Source organism: Peptostreptococcus russellii, from assembly GCF_900110295.1.
GTDB lineage: Bacteria > Bacillota > Clostridia > Peptostreptococcales > Peptostreptococcaceae > Peptostreptococcus > Peptostreptococcus russellii_A.
In genome coordinates, this window is record NZ_FODF01000004.1 from 140,912 (window position 1) to 158,345 (window position 17,434).

The following is a 17,434-nucleotide window of genomic DNA, read 5'->3' on the forward strand; positions in this document are numbered from 1 at the left end:
TTAAAACAAGCAATAAAATGTACTTTTACCATTTTTTCTTTATACTATCACCCCTTCACCTTTCAAAACTTTTCTGATTGCCTAATCGATATGATTAATTAATAAAGTTATTTTGTATATTTTTATATACAAAATATATAGTATTGTGTATATTAAATACTTATTTATATATATTATTTTAATACTTTATTTTTCTACTTTAATTTTTACAAATTTCTTTCTATAATCTTTAGGGGAAAGCCCCTTTTTTTTCTTAAAGGCCACTGAAAATTTACTTGGACTATCATACCCAACCATACCAGCAACATCAATTATCTTTATCATTTTATTAGTTCTTAGTATTTGGGCTGCATGGTTTATGCGATAAGATTTCATATATGAAAAAATTGGTTCTCCATAAACGGCCTTAAAACAATGTTTTAATTTAGTTGAAGATATATTAAACATCTCACTTAATTCTTCAATTGTGTAGACTTTAGATATATTTTTTATTAAAAAATCATGAATTAATTTCATTTTTTCGACTTGATTTCTACTGATAAATTCTTCTTTCTTATTTTTATCATTTATATAATACGTTTCTAGATATAGAAATATCTCAATCACTTTAATCTTAAAATATTCATCTTGGATTTTACTTGGAACTTCATACATTCTAGAAAAAAAGTATTCTATAAATTTATCATCTGATAACTTGTAATAATCTGATTTTTTACAGTATTTCTCCTTAAGATTCTTAACTCTATTGGAAAATCCCTTTACTATACCCGATAGTTCTTCATCGATAACATTTGTTTCAAAAATTATTGTTATACCTTCATATCTTCCTAAAGGAAATGTTAATTCTTCATCTAAACTCTTCTTAACACCAACTTTTACCTCTCCAGCATTCAAGAAATTACTCCGTCCACCAGTTCTTTTATATTCTACTTTTCCATCTTTACAGTGATTTATAAGTAGTAAGTCTGAATCGTATTTAAAAATACCTGAGGATTCTTCCATGTTTACATCAGAATACATAATAAATACTCCATTGAAAACTTTATATAACTTAAATACATTCTCTTTATTTTTTTCTATAAACTCTATGTTTTTTTCTACACCTAAGTTAATTTCTGATAATTTATCTATTCTATTTTCAAGGTTCATTTTCCTATACAGTGTATCCACATTTTTTACCTCCTATAAACAATCATATTCATTATTATTTTGACGGATTTCTTTGCCCATATGGATCTACACATTAAATTCTTAACCATATCAATATAGAAAATTTTTTTTAAAATAAAATTAAAATATAAGTACTAACACAAAATTTGCCAAAGCTACTCTATATAAAAATACTACATATTTAAATTTTGTATTTCCTTATCAAGCCTTAGCTTAGTACAAATATACAATAAATATTTTTCTCTTTCTATTCCATTCAGACATTTTTGTTCTATCTATATTTTTTGAAAAAATAAATATTTAAAGTTAAATTTATTTTTATATAGTTTTACCCTCTTTCTTTGAATATAACCATGATTTATATTTATTTTTTATCTTTTTACCTTTTAAAATTATTTTTGTATTTTTTTAAAATTTTTATATCTGTTTTAAATTAACCTTATTATTTTTATATTTTAAAATATTTTCCCATACAATTATTATTTTAAATATTTTAAATTCTTTTCATTTATATCAAATAAACCAAAAAAATTATAAAAATAAAAAAAGTCGATGGAAAAATATATTTCCATCGACAAGTCAAAGTTAAAATCATTCATTATCTATCAAATTCAATTGTTTTATTCTCTATAATTATCAACTAATTTTCTTGATGTATTTTCAATTTTCATCATTCTCCTATTTTGCACTTAAAAATCCTAACATACTTTTATAGTATCCAAAATAGTCATCTACATTAGCTAATTCTCTTGCTGAGTGCATAGCAAGAAGTGGTATTCCAACATCTACTATAGGCATTGGAAGATGACTTGCAATTATTGAACCTATTGTACTTCCACTTCTCATATCACTTCTATTTACGAAGCACTGATAATCAACTTTATTTCTTCTACATATTTCTTTGTATACAGCTACGGAATATGAATCACTTGCGTATGCTTTACCTGCATGTATTTTTATTGCAGGTCCTTTTCCAAATAAAGGTTTATTTGTTAAATCTGACTTTTCTAATTTATTAGGATGCACAGCATGAGCTAAATCCGCTGAAATCATAAAAGAATTTTCCAAACCTATTAACATATCTTCTCTTGTTTTTCCTAAAGACAAGCAAATTCTTTCAATTATATTTCCTAATGTTTCAGAATCCGCACCCTCTTTTGACATACTTCCTACTTCTTCATTATTAAAAGCTACAACCATATTAATTCCTCTAAATCCATGGTATTCTCTAAGAAGCGTATTATTTACACTTGAATCATATATTCCATAATCTCTACTTAAAGCTCCTTCAGATGATGTGATCTCCGTAATAGCTCTTCTAAGTTCATCAGAGGCTCTTTTACCAACTTCTCTTGAGTTTTCGCTATCTACTAAAGCTTTCAAACTTGAATGCATGCTAGCAAGATTATCAAGTCTTCCTGCAGATATAAATTCTTGATTTTCTCCTACTAGGCTTCCTCTTTCATATTCATATAAATATAATTCATAATCTAATATATCATCTGGTTCTAATGCCTTTTCATCTTCCGCTCTCATTCTCTCTCTAATAGATCTTACATTTGCATATTCTAAGGGCTCATCATCAATTAAAAAATCTCTTTCCCTGCTTACATAATTTCTATCTTTTTCCAATTCTCTAATAAGTAAATTCTTAATATATTCCTCATTATCTAACTCTTCACCCGTTTCTAAAATAAGAGGCATAACATCATTTTGTTTATTATATTCATAACCTGAGTTAATTTCTCTATTCATGTGTATTGCCAAACTTGGTATTATACAGATTGGTCTGTTTATATTCACTATTTTTTCTTCTGGCTTAAATGCACTCTTCCAATTTCTTACAAGTACACGTCCAGCTATAGCAAGAGGTCTATCAAACCAAGAGCTAATAATCATTCCTCCATAAGGTTCTACATTTAATTTTATTTGTCCATTTATCTTAATTTCAGGATTTGGCTTTATTCTAAATGTCGGAGAGTCTGTGTGACTCCCTATAATACGAAATCCTTCTTCTGCAATTTCATTTCCATTTACAACAAAGGCAACTATTCCCGATGAATTTATATTTACATAATATCTTCCATTTACTTCTATTTCCCATTTTTTGCCTGCTTCAAGTTTAGTAAAACCATTTTTATTAAGGTATTCCTCACTATAAGAAACAGCATTGTACATTGTAGGGCTGTTGTTTATAAAATCTAAAAGTTCAATAGCCACATTATTCGCTGTCGATTCTGTCATATCTTTCTCCCTTTCTATATTAAACAATAATTACTACTACTCTATCTTACCAACTTTTCAAGAAATTTACAATTAAATAGAAAAAGCAAGTTAAAAAAGGAAAAGTATTAAATTTTATATAATACTTTTCCTCTCTTTATATTTTAAATACTTCTTCTATATTTAGTAGAAATTATTTTATTTACATATGAAACTACATACATTATTATAAACTAATTTATCATAATATTTTAATATATAATCTTTAATAAATTTCTACTTCTATTGTAGTATATTGAAGATTTATTTTCTTTACACCCTTTTGATTAAATGCTATTGTAACTTCAGATCCCATCTTAGAAATTACAACTCCTTCACCAAATTTTGGATGTACTATTTTAGATCCCTTTTTAACTTTTGGAATTTCATCAGGGTTATATGAATCTGCACCAGCACCATCGCCTTTACTAACTAAACCAAGATCACTTTTAAATCTTGAGCTTTCTATTGTTTTCTTTCCATCTATAATTTTGGCTCCTAAATTTTGAGCCGCCTTTACATTCATCTGACTTTTATACTTATCTGCATATGTTTTTAATAAACTATAATCTGCATCCTTATATCCTGGATCTTTCACAGGAGAATCAAGGTATTCTATACACTCTTCTGGAAGTTCACCTAAAAATCTTGACTTCATATTTACATTGGTTTTTCCATAAAGAGTTCTCTTTGCTGTATGAGTAAGATAAAGTTCTCTCATTGCTCTTGTAATTCCAACATAACAAAGCCTTCTTTCCTCTTCTATATCCATTTCATTAAGACTAGATATTGCCCTTGCAATAGGGAATATTTTTTCTTCCATTCCTATTATAAACACTACTGGAAACTCAAGACCCTTAGAAGAATGCATTGTCATCAATGAAACTTTTTCTATACCTTCCTCATCTTCACCATCTACATCACTTGCTAGAGATATGTTGGCAAGGAAGTTAGTCAAATTCTTTTCTTCTCCGTCAAATATATCAGACTTTTCATACTCCATTGCAATAGATATAAATTCTTGAAGATTGTCTATTCTATCTTGAGCTTCATCTGCCTTCCCGTTTTGTAACTTTTCATTTTTTGCAATTACTTCTTCTAGGTCTGCTACATACCCTGTTAAATCGAGTATTTTTTCAACCATTTCTTTGGGAGAATATGATTCTGATATACTTCTAAACAATCCTATTAGATCTACAAACTCATTTATTCCCTTTTTGGCTTTTGTTGATATTTCTGAATTATTATCTATATCTAAAAGAACTGAATATAAACTTTCTTTCATTATATTGGCTCTATCTTCTAATTTTTCTATTGTTCTTAATCCTATACCTCTTCTTGGAACATTGATAACCCTCTTGATTGATATATCATCTTGTGGATTAACTATTACCCTAATATATCCTAAAAGATCTTTTATTTCTTTTCTTTCATAGAATTTTGTCCCACCATATATATTATAAGGTATCTGAAATCTATTTAATGCATCTTCTACTGCTCTTGCCTGTGCATTTGCTCTATACAAAACAGCATAATCACTATATGGTCTTCCTGACTTCATTGCATTTTCATATATTTCGTTTACAACATAATTTGCTTCCTCAACTTCACTTGATAAAATCTTTACTTTTACAAGATTTCCTTCTTTCCTATCGCTCCAAAGCCTTTTTTTCTTTCTTTCTGTATTGTTAGCTATTAAATAGTTTGCAGTATCCAAGATAACCTGAGTAGATCTGTAATTTTGTTCAAGTTTTACTACAAATACATCCTTGTAATCTTTTTCAAACTCCAATATATTTCTGATGTCTGCACCTCTCCAGCCATAAATACTCTGGTCATCATCTCCTACGACACATATATTTGGGTGACCCATCGCCAAAAGTTTGATAAGCTGATACTGGGCTCTTGATGTATCCTGATACTCATCTACCATTATATATTTAAATTTAGCCCTATAAAAATTCAATACATCTTCGTTCGATTTCAATAATTCAACAGTTTTAACTATCAAATCATCAAAGTCAAGTGCACTATTTCTCTTTAGTCTATCTTGATATATTGCATATACATCTGCTATTGATTGAAGCCACAAATCACCTGCAGCCTCTCTAGCAAATTCTTTTGGCGTCTTTAATTTATCTTTAGCAGAAGATATTTGTGCTATTATAGACTTTGGTTCAAACTTCTTATCACTTAAATCAAGCTCTTTCATACACTCTTTTATTAGAGTCAACTGGTCAGTAGAATCGTAAATTACAAAACTTCTGTTATATCCTATTTTGTTTATATCTTTTCTCAAAATTCTTACACAACAAGAATGGAAGGTAGATATCCACATATCTCTTGAATTTTCACCTATTATACCTTCAACTCTTTCTCTCATCTCGTTTGCAGCTTTATTGGTAAATGTAATAGCTAGAATATTTCCTGGATTTACATTTTTATCTTCCACAAGATAGGAAATTCTCGTAGTTAAAACCTTTGTTTTTCCAGATCCTGCACCTGCAAGTATCAGTACAGGTCCTTCTGTTTTTTCAACTGCCTGTCGTTGGGCAGGATTTAAATCATCTATGTTCATCTTATTCCTCCATAACTTTCATATTAATATAGCCACTTTAACTATTTTTTAGTACTCAATTTTTTATTTATTCAAATATTCCTTCATCATATTTTTTAGTTTTTTAGTTTTCTTTGGATTTTTTCCCATTGAAGACACAGCCACAATTGTTTTACTATCCTCAATTTCCGTTTCAAAAAATCCCATATTTATAAATGAAGAATTTTTGTGATTATCAACGGAATTTACAAGTATTTTTTCGCTGATACAATACTTTGAAATTTTTGCATTTAATTCTATATTATCTGTGGCTGCAAAAACAATATTATAACCCTTTATATCCTCTATTTCAAATTCTTTTTGGCGAATATACAGATTTTCCTTAATATTTTTAATATCTTGACATACTTCTAATGCTATTACTGTAATCTTAGCATGGTATTTTAAAAGCTGATTTATCTTTCTATAGGCAATCTTTCCTCCACCTACTACTAATATATTAAACTTTTCTACATCTACCATAATTGGAAAAAACATATGTGCCTCCTCTTATCTATTTTTATTAATTTCAAAGCAAACACAGTTTTTAAGTTATAACTTATTTTTATATTTATTTAAGCATTAATATATTTTTATAATTAAAAAGCTCAGTCAAACTGTATTTATAGAATACCCTTTCTATTATACCATCTATACTGAGCTTTAATTTTTCTATTTTTGAAATTTCTATTTCTTTTTATCTTTATATTTTTTCAATTAGTATCTTCCTATAAACTTTGCAAGATCTTTAGCAAAATATGTAATTATAATATTAGCCCCTGCTCTTTTTATAGACATTACTGCCTCGTATATAGCTTCTTCATTTAAAAGTCCTTGATTAACTGCATTTTTTATCATAGTATATTCTCCACTTACATTATATGCTGCTAGAGGAACATCGAATCTTTCACTCGCTCCCTTTATTACATCTAAATATGATAAGGCAGGTTTTACCATTATTATATCTGCTCCTTCTTCTATATCGTACTTGCATTCTAACATTGCTTCATTAAAGTTTGAAGGATCCATCTGATAAGTTTTTCTATCTCCAAATGCTGGTGCAGAATCTGCTGCATCTCTAAATGGTCCATAAAAATTAGATGCGTATTTCGCACTATAAGCCATTATACCTACATTAACAAATCCGTTTTCATCCAATATTTTTCTAATAGCAGCAACTCTAAAATCCATCATATCTGAAGGAGCTACCATATCAGCTCCTGCCTTTGCATGACTCAATGCTATTTTTGCTAAAAATTCTAATGACTTGTCGTTGTCAACATAGCCTTCATCATTGATTATTCCACAATGTCCGTGATCAGTATACTCGCACATACAAACATCAGTTATAACATTCATTTCTGGAGAAATTCTCTTTATCTCCCTAACAGCCTGTTGAACTATTCCATTATCATCAAAACCAGAACTTGCACACCAATCTTTGTGAGCAGTTACACCAAATATCATTATATTCTGTATACCATGATTTTCTATATCTTTTATTTCTTCTTCTAACTTATCTATTGAAAAATGATATACTCCTGGCATACTCTTAATTTCACTTTTGATATTTTCTCCTTCAATAACAAAAATAGGATAAACCAGTTCTTTCATATCCAATCTTGTTTCTCTTACTAATTCTCTTGTTACCTTATTCACTCTTAATCTTCTTGCTCTTCTCACTTTTTCCACTCCCTTTTTCTATCTTCTTATATGAATTTTACTTACCCTTATTAATATCATTTTTTATAGCCTCTATCAAAGATTCTATGGCTGGAATTTCTGCCTGAATATCTACTTTACACCCAGATTTTCTTATCGTATTACTTGTAATCTCTCCAATAGAAACCTTCTTAATTTTATCAAGTAAGTGCATATTTTCGTCTCCCAAAATTTTTTTCAAATTTTTAAAGGTTGAAGAACTTGTAAATGTTATATAATCTATTTTTTCAGTTTTTAATATATCTATCAATTCATCTTTAATAGCTAGGTTCTCTCTATTAGTATATATTTCTAATCTATCAACCTCGTTTGATGATATAGATAACAAATCTTCAAATCTATTTCCCGCTATTTCAGAACATGGAAAAAGTATTTTATTTCCATCTTTTCCTAACTTTTCTATTATTTTATTAGCAAGACCTTCTCCAGTAAAATCATCTGCTTCTATATCTGGATATATACCATAACTTTCAATGGCATCTGATGTAGCTTTTCCTATACTTGCAAGCTTCATATTAGAAAGAATTCTTATATCTATTTTTCTTTCTTTTAATACTTCAAAGAATATCTCTACTGCATTATGGCTTGTAAATGCTATGCAGTTATAATTTTCAAAATCTAAATTGGATATTTTTTCTTCTATTCCTTCTTTTCTATTTATATCAATAGTTGATAATTCTATAGTTCTTCCAGCAAGTTCTTCAATCTTTTCTTTCAATTCACTATTTTTCTTTCTGCTTCTTGTTACTATAACTGTCTTTCCAAACATTGCCTTTCTCTCAAAAAAGTTCAATTTATTAGAAAGCTTCACCACTTCTCCCACAACAAAAATAGCAGGAGCTTCTATTTCTCCACTTTTAACTACTTCTTCTGCATTTTCTAAAGTCGATAGTACAGTTTTTTGATTGTGTCTTGTTGCCCAAGAAACAAATGCAACTGGTGTATCCCTTTTTCGACCATTCTCAATTAACATATTTCTTATAAAAGAAATATTCCCTATTCCCATTAAAAATATAATTGTTCCTTTTTCTTCCGATAAAGCCTTCCAGTTTATGTCCAAATCACTATCTTTTTTAGCATGACCTGTTACAACATGAAATGAAGATGCAAAATCCCTGTGTGTAACTGGTATTCCTGCATATGAAAGTCCCCCTATTGAAGAACTAATACCTGGAACCACCTCAAAATCTATATTTTCTTCAAATAGAATTTCAGCTTCTTCTCCACCTCTACCAAATACATATGGGTCTCCACCTTTTAATCTAACAACTATTAGTCCTTCTTTCGCTTTATCCGATATTATTTCATTGATTTTATCTTGAGTAAAAGTATGTTTATTAGACTTTTTACCTACATATATCATTTCACAACTACTTTTCCTATATTCTAGCAAATCTTTATTTACTAGCCTATCATATACTATTACGTCTGCCTCTTTGATACAGTCTATAGCCTTCAAAGTTGCTAAAGCTCTATCTCCAGGTCCAGCTCCTACAAGATATACCTTTCCTGACCTTTTCAAACTGAACACAACCACCTTTCAAATTCAATTTATATTGCAAGTCTATATAGATTATACTTCATTGATTTTTTCTATTAATTCCTCGGCAAGTTCTACACCTATTTTTTCAGCATTTTCAAAGTTAATTTTTAAATACTCTTTATAATCTTCATTGATTTTTTCATTTTTATTTTTTTCTAGTTTATGTAAATCTTCGCTTTTTGGATTATCTAGCAATTCTATACTTTTTTTACCACTTACTATTTTTTTATAGTCTTCACTACCATAAATAGCAGTTAAATATAATCTTCCATCCTTAATTTCTGAAATAGAACCCACAGGTATGTGGCATCCTCCATTAATCTCTTTTAAAAAGGATCTTTCTGCTATTATCTCAAATTCAGTTTTATCCGTTGATATTTCATCAAACATTTTGTCTAATTCTTCATTGTCTTTCCTTATTTCAATGGCTAAAGCTCCCTGACCAGAAGCTGGTATCATTTCATTATATTCAAAATAATATACTTCGTTTTCATTTACAATTCCTAGACGTTCCATACCTGCAGCTGCAAGTACGATTGCATCCATATCTTCATCAACGAGCTTTTTTATTCTAGTATCTATATTACCTCTTATTGGCATTATTTCTATATTCTTATTTATTTTTAGAAGTTGAGCTATCCTTCTTTTGCTTCCAGTTCCAACTTTAAGATTCTTTTCTTTTTTTAACCAAGCCATTACATCTTCTACTTGATGTTTGGGATTTATAACTAGCACATCCCTTGCATCTGCTCTATTTGGTGTTTTGGTAAGTTTTAAATTTTCATCTATTACAGATGGCATATCTTTTAAACTATGTACCGCAAAATCTATTTTTCCATCCATTAGCTGATTTTCAATTTCCTTTACAAATATTCCCTTATCACCGATTTTATCAAGGGCTTTATTTAAGATTTTATCCCCTTTAGTTTTTATTATTTTTTTTTCTATTTCTATATTAGGAAACTTTTCCTTAAGCATATTGCATATAAGGTCTGTTTGAGCAACTGCTAATTTGCTACCCCTTGTTCCAGCAATGAGTTTCATATCTTTCTCCTATATTCATATATTAAAAAGCATTATTTAACTTAAATTTTATTAAAAAACACTTATTTTATTAAAACACAATAATAAAAGTATATATTTTTTAATAAAAAAAGTCAAACTATATAGTCCATAGACATATTGCAATATATGCTCATAGACGATTCTTCTCTTATTTAAAATATTCAATTTTACTTACTATAAAATTATTAATTCTAGCAAAATCTTCTTTTCCAACATAAAGCCCTATAAGGCATTTAATAGATTCATTTCAATAATTAGTATTTATGTATATTTTTATTATTTCGTATTATTTTTAGTTAATTTTTCATAAATATTCGTATTTTTGTATTTGTTTTTTTGAGTTAGTTATTTTATTTTACTTGTTTTTTCTGTTTTTTTGTTTTATAAAACCTAGTAAAATAGTGATTCATCATTATAAAGATAATATATTTTAATTTTATTATCTATTATACAAATAATTTTTTCTCCTTTTTATGCAATACTATGATATAATATTTATATAAATCGTTCGTTTTATTTTGTTTTTTGTTTTTTTAACTGCCTAGGCAGACTTTTCGTTATTTGTTTCTATTTATAAAAAGGAGAACAGATAATGTACAACGAAACAATTGAAAAAATTTCAAATGCATCAATTAGCAAAGCAAGTCTATTAAAAAATAACAAGAAGATTTATTTTGTATCTTCTATGTTTGCTGGCTCATTTATAGGACTTGGAGTTATTATTTCTTCTACAGTTGGTGGATTACTAACTGCTGGAAATAGCCCTTTTACAAAACTTATTATGGGTCTTGCCTTCAGCATTGCCTTAATTTCTGTTATTTTCACTGGAACAGAGCTTTTTACTGGAAATAATTTTGTAATGGCTATTGGTAGATTTAATAAGAAGATTAAAACTTCAGATCTTATTTCTGTATGGCTTGTAAGTTGGGTTGGTAACCTTTTAGGTGCTATTATCCTTTCTTATATCTTTGTTTCAACAGGTTTAATAGACAAGGGTCCCGTTATGGATTTCTTTGCTAATGCAGCTCTTAGCAAGGCTACAATAGCCCCTCTAGCTCTTATAGCAAGAGCAATCTTGTGTAACTTTATAGTATGCTTAGCAGTTCTTCTTTGCTTTAGAACTGACGATGATGTAGCAAAAATATTGCTTATGGCTATTTGCCTTTTTGCATTTGTTGCTTCTGGATTTGAGCATAGTATAGCAAATATGACAGCATTCTCTATTGCTCTATTTGCTAAAAGTATACACACTATAACTGTTATACAGGCTGTTTATGCTCTTTTGATGGCAACTATCGGTAATATTATCGGTGGTGCACTATTCCTTGGAATAGGTGTATTTGCAATGAAAAAATAGTTTCAAAAAACCCCGAATAGACTTTGTAATTATAATTAGTCTTATTTCGGGGTTTTTATCTGTTATTTATTCCACTGCTTATTTATAAGTATTGTCGTAAAATAAGCCACCTTATCCATAGCTTTTATTTCATCAATATTATTGTATATTTTTTCATTTTCCATTGAAGAATTGGAAACCATTATAAACTTTTCTGCAAGATTTTTTTTCTCTATTATTTCTATTATTTCTTTAAAGTTCTTATAAACTTTCATTAGCACTATAGAATCAAAATCATCTAATACTTTTTCTATGGATTCATAATTATCAGTAGCAGAAATTACGGCCAAAGATTCCTTATCCATTGCTAGAGGAAAATTATTAGATGAAGAAATGCCTATAAAAGAGTTTATACCTGCTATCGTTTCTATCCTTATATCCCCAATTAATCTTTCTAAAAGATATACATATGTAGAGTAGACCATTGGATCTCCAAGAGTTATAAAACCTACTCTTTTTCCGGCTTTGACATCTTCTCTTATTTCACTAGATATAGTATCCCATGCGTTTTCTTTTTCCTCTATATTGTAATTCATAGGAAAATGTCTTTCCTTTACCTCTACATTTTTTCCAATATATGGAGCCGCAATTCTCTTTGCTGTGCTATCTTTACCGTCCTTTGCCTGTGGAACATATAAGATATCTAGATTATCAAGTCTCCTTACTGCTTTTACTGTCATATATTCGCTATCTCCAGGTCCTACACCTATTCCATAAAATCCGGCTTTTTCTTCATAATTCTCATTTGTATTTTCATCATTATCATCTATAGCCTCTTTTAGATTTTGAACAAATTTTCTTTGAATATATTCAAATTCTCCCAATCCTTCCAAATGTACTTCTACTTCAAAGCCTTCTTTTTCTAATATGTTTTTCCATGAATCCTCTTCGTCTCCAGCCATATCATTTTTTGCATGATCTCCTGCGACTAAAAGAAGCGGTCTTAGATGTATCTTTTTTATTTCATCTTTTTTAAGGAAAAATAACAAATCATCTATAGAAGGATGCCCCTCTACAGTTGCTATATAGGAAGGAATCTCCCTTCTTTTTAGTCTATACTCTAGTCCAGCATATGATGAATGTGCACTATGTTCGGTTCCATGTCCCATCCATACAGTTGCAGATTTGTCATTACTATCTTCACTTAGGTCTGACAAAACTACTTCTTTTACAAAATCTGCAATATCATCATAATCTTTTAAACTAGATAATAAAGGTCTTCCCAAAATTATTTTTTCAAATTTATCTTTATAGTTATCTACTATTTCCAATAGTTTATGGTATTCTTCTCCACATATTATATGTAAAGATTGTATATAAACTTCTCTATATCCTTCTAAATACAGTTTTTCGAGAAGTTCATCAGGATACATAATATATTCATTATCCCTTTTTTTAAGCTTTTTTATTATCATCTTTGAAGTCCAAGCCCTATAGAAATCCATATCTTGAAACTCCTTTTTAAGAAGCTTCTCACAAGATTCTATTGTCTTTTTTCTAGTATCCATATGAGAAGTTCCGAAGCTTATAACCACAAGTGCTTTCTTTTTATCCATAAATCCTCCTCTTAAAACTTTTAACTTAATCCTTTAATATTTTTCTTTAACCAAATATCAAGCTTGTTTCTATTTCATTTATATCGTGTATTACTCTTTGATAGTCTATTGTTTTTCTTCTTATTATTATCACAGGTATTTCCAATTCAGCACAAGCATCTACCTTGTCAATAAAGCCTCCTGCAAAACCACTTTCTTTGGTAATAACAACATCTATATCCGCATGTTTAAGAAGTGCCACATTTATTTCTTTGTTAAACGGACCTTTTAGGGCTATTATATTGTCTGCATTAAGACCAATTGCCTCACAGTTTCTTAAAACATCACTTGTCGGAAGAACTCTTGCTGTAATAGATTTAGATTTTAAAAGCTTTACAAAAGTTCCTAAATTTTTGCTACCTGTTGCAATAAATACATTTTCCCACTCTTCATGACTCATTATCATATTACAAGCTTCCTCAATAGTATCTACTATGAACTCTCCCTGATATTTTATATCGTCAAGAAGAGATTTTCTCTCAAATCTAATATATCTTATATCTGTTTCTTCACAAGCATCTATTGCATTTCTTGATACTTCAACAGCATATGGATGTGTTGCATCTATTACCTGCCTTACTTCGTTTTCCTTAATAAATTCAACCATATCATCTTTATCCATTTTTCCATTGATAATTTCACTTGCATGCGATTCTGCTAACTCTCTTCCAAACTCCGTTGCAACTGAAAGAACAAATTCCTGTATCCCCATAGAAGTTAGCCTATCACATACCTTTAAACTATCTGATGTTCCTCCTAGAACAAGTATCATATATTATACCCCCTTGGCGTAATTATTTTTCCATCATCTATATAAGACTCTTTATTCCCTACAATTACCATTGTGGACATATCGCATATATCGAAATTCATATCTTTAAATTCCATTATATACATTTCTTGTCCATCTCTCCCAGAATTTTTAACAATACCAACTGGTGTACTGGGAGACTTGTACTCTCCCATTATTTCAAAAGCCCTCTTTAAATGTTCACTTCTTCCCTTGCTTCTCGGATTATATATCGCGATTACAAAATCTGCTTCTGCGGCTAAACTAATCCTTTTTTCTATTAATTTCCAATCTGTCATTAGATCACTTAGGCTTATCTGACAAAAATCATGCATAATTGGCGCTCCAAGTACAGATGCCGCTGATATACTAGATGTTACTCCACAAACAATCTTTATTTCCTCTTTTTTTTCTAGTTTTGAGTTTAATTCATATACAAGTCCTGCCATACCGTATATTCCTGAATCTCCACCACTTATAAGACCAACTATCTTTCCTTCTGAAGAAAGTTTTAAAGCCATCTCACATCTTTCTTTTTCCTGTCTCATTCCATTTTCAACTAGCTCTTTATCTTCAATTAAATCTTTTATTAAATTAATATAAGTTTTATAACCTACTATCGTATCACATTTTTTTATGGCTTCTATAGCCTCTAATGTCATAAAATCCTTGTTCCCAGGTCCACTTCCTATTACATATATCATTTTGACCTCCCAAGCGAAACAGTAATCCCATTCGCTTTATACTTTTTAGTAATTATATTCCCTTCACACAATATATGACATGAAGGCTCTGCAACAGAATAGACCCCAACAGTATTTTTTACAAAATCTGACTTTTCATATTCCATGTCAAACTTTGATATGTCTTCCACTGATAGAAATTCTGTTTCAATGCAATATTTTTTTGAAAAATCAAGAATACATTTTTCATCTTTTTTTATATCTATACTTGCAAGCTTTTTTATTGATTGAATAGATACATTCTTGTCTTCCAAATAAGATAAGATCACACTCTCAAATAATTTACTATCTGTTTGCTTTCTACATCCTACACCAAGTACATTTTTCCTTGGAATTAAAATTATGAGTTCATCTTCTATTTTTTTATCAAGTACACTATCAACTTCGCTTTGCATAAACAAAGCTTTCATATCTGAAACGATTGCATTTTGAGTTCTAAAAATAAGTTCATCTTGCATATCATTTACTGCTGCACTTTGCATTTTTTCACTTAAAACATCTTCCATAGACTCTATATAATCCAGTCTATCTGTTATTATAATAAATCTTTCTTGACTATATCCTAATTTATTTTTCTTATATTTTCTCTTAAAAGCCTCAAACTCATCTATAATAATAAAGCCCTTTATATAATTTTTCAGTATATTTATATATTCACTTTGAATATATAAATATATATTTTCATTTTTTAGCAATCTACTATTAATATCAATACAAACATCCCTTATATTTTCTATTTTAGCATCTGTATATTTTAGAAGCATATCGAAAGCGCCCTTATTATTAATATCTGTTGCCGTTGTAATTACTGGATTAGCAGATATTTTTTCAGCTATTAGATTTGTCATTTCATTAGCTCCACCAATATGTCCACTTAATAAGCTAATTACATTTTTACCTAGTTCATCTATTACAAGTACTGCAGGATCTGTAAATTTACTTTCCAACAAATTTGCTATACTTCTAACTACTATTCCACTTGCCATTATAAATACAAGAAAATCTGAGCTATCAAATATATCTTTACTTTTATTCTTAAAATCTTTATAGGAAATGATCTTACCTTTCAAAGATTCCCCATTTATTTTTTCATTTTTTAACTCATCAAAACAAAGTCTGCTAGCTAACTTCTTTGCATTTTCTGTTATATAAATATATCTGATAATCACTTCTTATTCCTTTCTCAATATAATACTTAACAAAATAAAAACTACTTCACTCCTTTTCTATATTCGTGAGTAAAAAACTTATCATAAAGTTTTGAGTAGTTATACTCATCTCCCAAAAAATCGCCTACTAATATTAAGGCTGTCTTTTTTATTCCTTCTTCTTTTACTTTCTTTGCTATATTATCTAAATTTCCAAGAACTATCTTTTCATCAGGCCAGCTTGCCTTATATACTACAGCCACTGGAGTTTCAGATTTATATCCCCCTTCTATTAATCTTTTGGAGACCTTATCGATATTTTGTACTGACAAAAATATTGCCATTGATGTTTGATGACTTGCAAAAAGTTCAAGTTTTTCTTTTTCTGGTACTGGAGTTCTTCCCTCTATCCTTGTTATTATAAGACTCTGTGATATTTCTGGTACAGTATATTCTATACCCATAGATGCTGCTGCTCCAAGAAAAGAACTTACTCCAGCTATGCTTTCATATTCTATTCCTAATTTTTTTAGCTCCTCGCCTTGCTCTCTTATAGATCCATAAATTGATATATCACCTGTTTGCAACCTTACTACTAATTTATCATTTTTGGCTCCATTCTCCATTACCTCAATTATTTCTTCAAGATTCATTTTTGCACTATCGTAAATAATACAATCATCCTTACAATATTCTAGAAGTTCTGGATTGACCAAAGAGCCAGCATATATTACAATATCTGCTTTGGATAGTAACTTATAAGCTTTTAAAGTAATTAACTCCTTATCTCCTGGACCTGCTCCCACAAAATAAATTTTTTCCATAATATTATATTATTTTTCACCGCTCAATATAAATATTGGATTTTCCGGTTTAAAATATTCTCCTTTACCAAGTTTTTCTAGTCTTGAAACTGAAAGTTGAACAGTTTCAAGTTTTTTAAATCCTACTTCTTTCATTATTTCTCTACAACTATAAAAATTATCTATTAGAATAAAGTTTGATACTATTTTACCGCCCTCTCTTAATGTTTCATATGACCACTCTAAAATTTCTTTCAGATTATCCTTTGTTCCACCCAAAAATATGGCATCTACTTTTTCAAATCTATCTATATTAATTGGAGCCATTGCCTTTATTTGAGTTATATTTTCAAGTTCAAACTTTAATATATTCTTTTTCGTAAGTTCATATGCGAGTTCATTTGTCTCTACCGAAGCTACTTTCAAATTAGGATAATTAAGACCCGCTTCCACTGTAATACTTCCTGTTCCAGAACCTATATCTATAAATTTTTTCGCTCTTGATAACTCAAGTTTTGCTATAGATATACTCCTTACTTCTTCTTTTGTAATGGGCACTTTTCCAATTATAAATTCACTATTTTTCATATTTCTCCTCTTT

Annotated in this window: 14 protein-coding genes; 1 reads left to right on the forward strand and 13 read right to left on the reverse strand. The window is 29.1% G+C overall.

Going from position 1 to position 17,434, the window contains the following annotated elements; translation table 11 throughout:
• Window positions 1-186 precede the first annotated feature (186 nt).
• The 7 genes from BMY82_RS03950 to hemC all read right to left on the reverse strand — a co-directional run bounded on the left by BMY82_RS03950 (window position 187) and on the right by hemC (window position 10,337).
• The gene (locus BMY82_RS03950) at window positions 187-1,170 is read right to left on the reverse strand and encodes a helix-turn-helix domain-containing protein (protein ID WP_091974886.1); all 984 of its coding nucleotides are present in this window, start codon (window positions 1,168-1,170) and stop codon (window positions 187-189) included.
• Between the two features lie 678 nt (window positions 1,171-1,848).
• A complete protein-coding gene (locus BMY82_RS03955; protein ID WP_091974889.1) occupies window positions 1,849-3,414 on the reverse strand; it encodes a M18 family aminopeptidase in 1,566 nt (521 codons plus the stop codon).
• Between the two features lie 244 nt (window positions 3,415-3,658).
• Window positions 3,659-6,010 carry an ATP-dependent helicase gene (locus BMY82_RS03960; protein ID WP_091974891.1) on the reverse strand — a complete coding sequence of 784 codons (2,352 nt, stop codon included), beginning with the start codon at window positions 6,008-6,010 and terminating at the stop codon, window positions 3,659-3,661.
• A 63-nt stretch (window positions 6,011-6,073) separates the two neighbouring features.
• Window positions 6,074-6,526: a precorrin-2 dehydrogenase/sirohydrochlorin ferrochelatase family protein gene (locus BMY82_RS03965; RefSeq protein WP_091974894.1), complete on the reverse strand. Its 453-nt coding sequence runs from the start codon at window positions 6,524-6,526 to the stop codon at window positions 6,074-6,076.
• A 219-nt stretch (window positions 6,527-6,745) separates the two neighbouring features.
• On the reverse strand, window positions 6,746-7,711 hold the full coding sequence (gene hemB, locus BMY82_RS03970; RefSeq protein WP_091974896.1) for a porphobilinogen synthase: 966 nt from the start codon (window positions 7,709-7,711) through the stop codon (window positions 6,746-6,748).
• A 37-nt stretch (window positions 7,712-7,748) separates the two neighbouring features.
• Window positions 7,749-9,272, reverse strand: a complete 1,524-nt coding sequence (gene cobA / locus BMY82_RS03975; RefSeq protein WP_091974898.1) for a uroporphyrinogen-III C-methyltransferase — start codon at window positions 9,270-9,272, stop codon at window positions 7,749-7,751.
• A gap of 51 nt (window positions 9,273-9,323) precedes the next feature.
• A complete protein-coding gene (gene hemC, locus BMY82_RS03980; protein ID WP_091974900.1) occupies window positions 9,324-10,337 on the reverse strand; it encodes a hydroxymethylbilane synthase in 1,014 nt (337 codons plus the stop codon).
• 613 nt (window positions 10,338-10,950) lie between these two features.
• Here hemC and BMY82_RS03985 point away from each other — a divergent pair.
• The gene (locus tag BMY82_RS03985; RefSeq protein ID WP_091974902.1) at window positions 10,951-11,715 is read left to right on the forward strand and encodes a formate/nitrite transporter family protein; all 765 of its coding nucleotides are present in this window, start codon (window positions 10,951-10,953) and stop codon (window positions 11,713-11,715) included.
• Window positions 11,716-11,777: 62 nt separating this feature from the next.
• On the opposite strand, the gene BMY82_RS03990 is transcribed toward BMY82_RS03985, so the two are convergent.
• From BMY82_RS03990 to BMY82_RS04015, 6 genes are read right to left on the reverse strand one after another with little or no spacing between them, the layout of a single operon-like run.
• A complete protein-coding gene (locus BMY82_RS03990) occupies window positions 11,778-13,310 on the reverse strand; it encodes a cobalt-factor II C(20)-methyltransferase (protein ID WP_091974904.1) in 1,533 nt (510 codons plus the stop codon).
• Window positions 13,311-13,356: 46 nt separating this feature from the next.
• Window positions 13,357-14,121 carry a precorrin-6A reductase gene (gene cobK / locus BMY82_RS03995; protein WP_091974906.1) on the reverse strand — a complete coding sequence of 255 codons (765 nt, stop codon included), beginning with the start codon at window positions 14,119-14,121 and terminating at the stop codon, window positions 13,357-13,359.
• A complete protein-coding gene (cobJ, locus tag BMY82_RS04000; RefSeq protein WP_091974907.1) occupies window positions 14,118-14,843 on the reverse strand; it encodes a precorrin-3B C(17)-methyltransferase in 726 nt (241 codons plus the stop codon). Before cobJ ends, cobK begins: the two co-directional genes overlap by 4 nt.
• Window positions 14,840-16,051, reverse strand: a complete 1,212-nt coding sequence (locus BMY82_RS04005) for a cobalt-precorrin 5A hydrolase (protein WP_091974909.1) — start codon at window positions 16,049-16,051, stop codon at window positions 14,840-14,842. Before BMY82_RS04005 ends, cobJ begins: the two co-directional genes overlap by 4 nt.
• Before the next feature lie 41 nt (window positions 16,052-16,092).
• Window positions 16,093-16,854 carry a cobalt-precorrin-4 methyltransferase gene (locus BMY82_RS04010; protein ID WP_091974911.1) on the reverse strand — a complete coding sequence of 254 codons (762 nt, stop codon included), beginning with the start codon at window positions 16,852-16,854 and terminating at the stop codon, window positions 16,093-16,095.
• A gap of 9 nt (window positions 16,855-16,863) precedes the next feature.
• The gene (locus BMY82_RS04015; protein ID WP_091974913.1) at window positions 16,864-17,421 is read right to left on the reverse strand and encodes a decarboxylating cobalt-precorrin-6B (C(15))-methyltransferase; all 558 of its coding nucleotides are present in this window, start codon (window positions 17,419-17,421) and stop codon (window positions 16,864-16,866) included.
• Between the last annotated feature and the right edge of the window lie 13 nt (window positions 17,422-17,434).

Excerpts from the sequence above, each read along its gene's own strand:
- BMY82_RS03955 (WP_091974889.1), bottom strand. The coding sequence starts at position 3,414 with ATGACAGAATCGACAGCGAATAATGTGGCTATTGAACTTTTAGATTTT.
- BMY82_RS03960 (WP_091974891.1), bottom strand. The coding sequence starts at position 6,010 with ATGAACATAGATGATTTAAATCCTGCCCAACGACAGGCAGTTGAAAAA.
- BMY82_RS04015 (WP_091974913.1), bottom strand. The coding sequence starts at position 17,421 with ATGAAAAATAGTGAATTTATAATTGGAAAAGTGCCCATTACAAAAGAA.
- BMY82_RS03985 (WP_091974902.1), top strand. The coding sequence starts at position 10,951 with ATGTACAACGAAACAATTGAAAAAATTTCAAATGCATCAATTAGCAAA.
- BMY82_RS04010 (WP_091974911.1), bottom strand. The coding sequence starts at position 16,854 with ATGGAAAAAATTTATTTTGTGGGAGCAGGTCCAGGAGATAAGGAGTTA.
- cobJ (WP_091974907.1), bottom strand. The coding sequence starts at position 14,843 with ATGATATATGTAATAGGAAGTGGACCTGGGAACAAGGATTTTATGACA.
- BMY82_RS03990 (WP_091974904.1), bottom strand. The coding sequence starts at position 13,310 with ATGGATAAAAAGAAAGCACTTGTGGTTATAAGCTTCGGAACTTCTCAT.
- hemC (WP_091974900.1), bottom strand. The coding sequence starts at position 10,337 with ATGAAACTCATTGCTGGAACAAGGGGTAGCAAATTAGCAGTTGCTCAA.
- cobK (WP_091974906.1), bottom strand. The coding sequence starts at position 14,121 with ATGATACTTGTTCTAGGAGGAACATCAGATAGTTTAAAGGTATGTGAT.
- BMY82_RS03965 (WP_091974894.1), bottom strand. The coding sequence starts at position 6,526 with ATGTTTTTTCCAATTATGGTAGATGTAGAAAAGTTTAATATATTAGTA.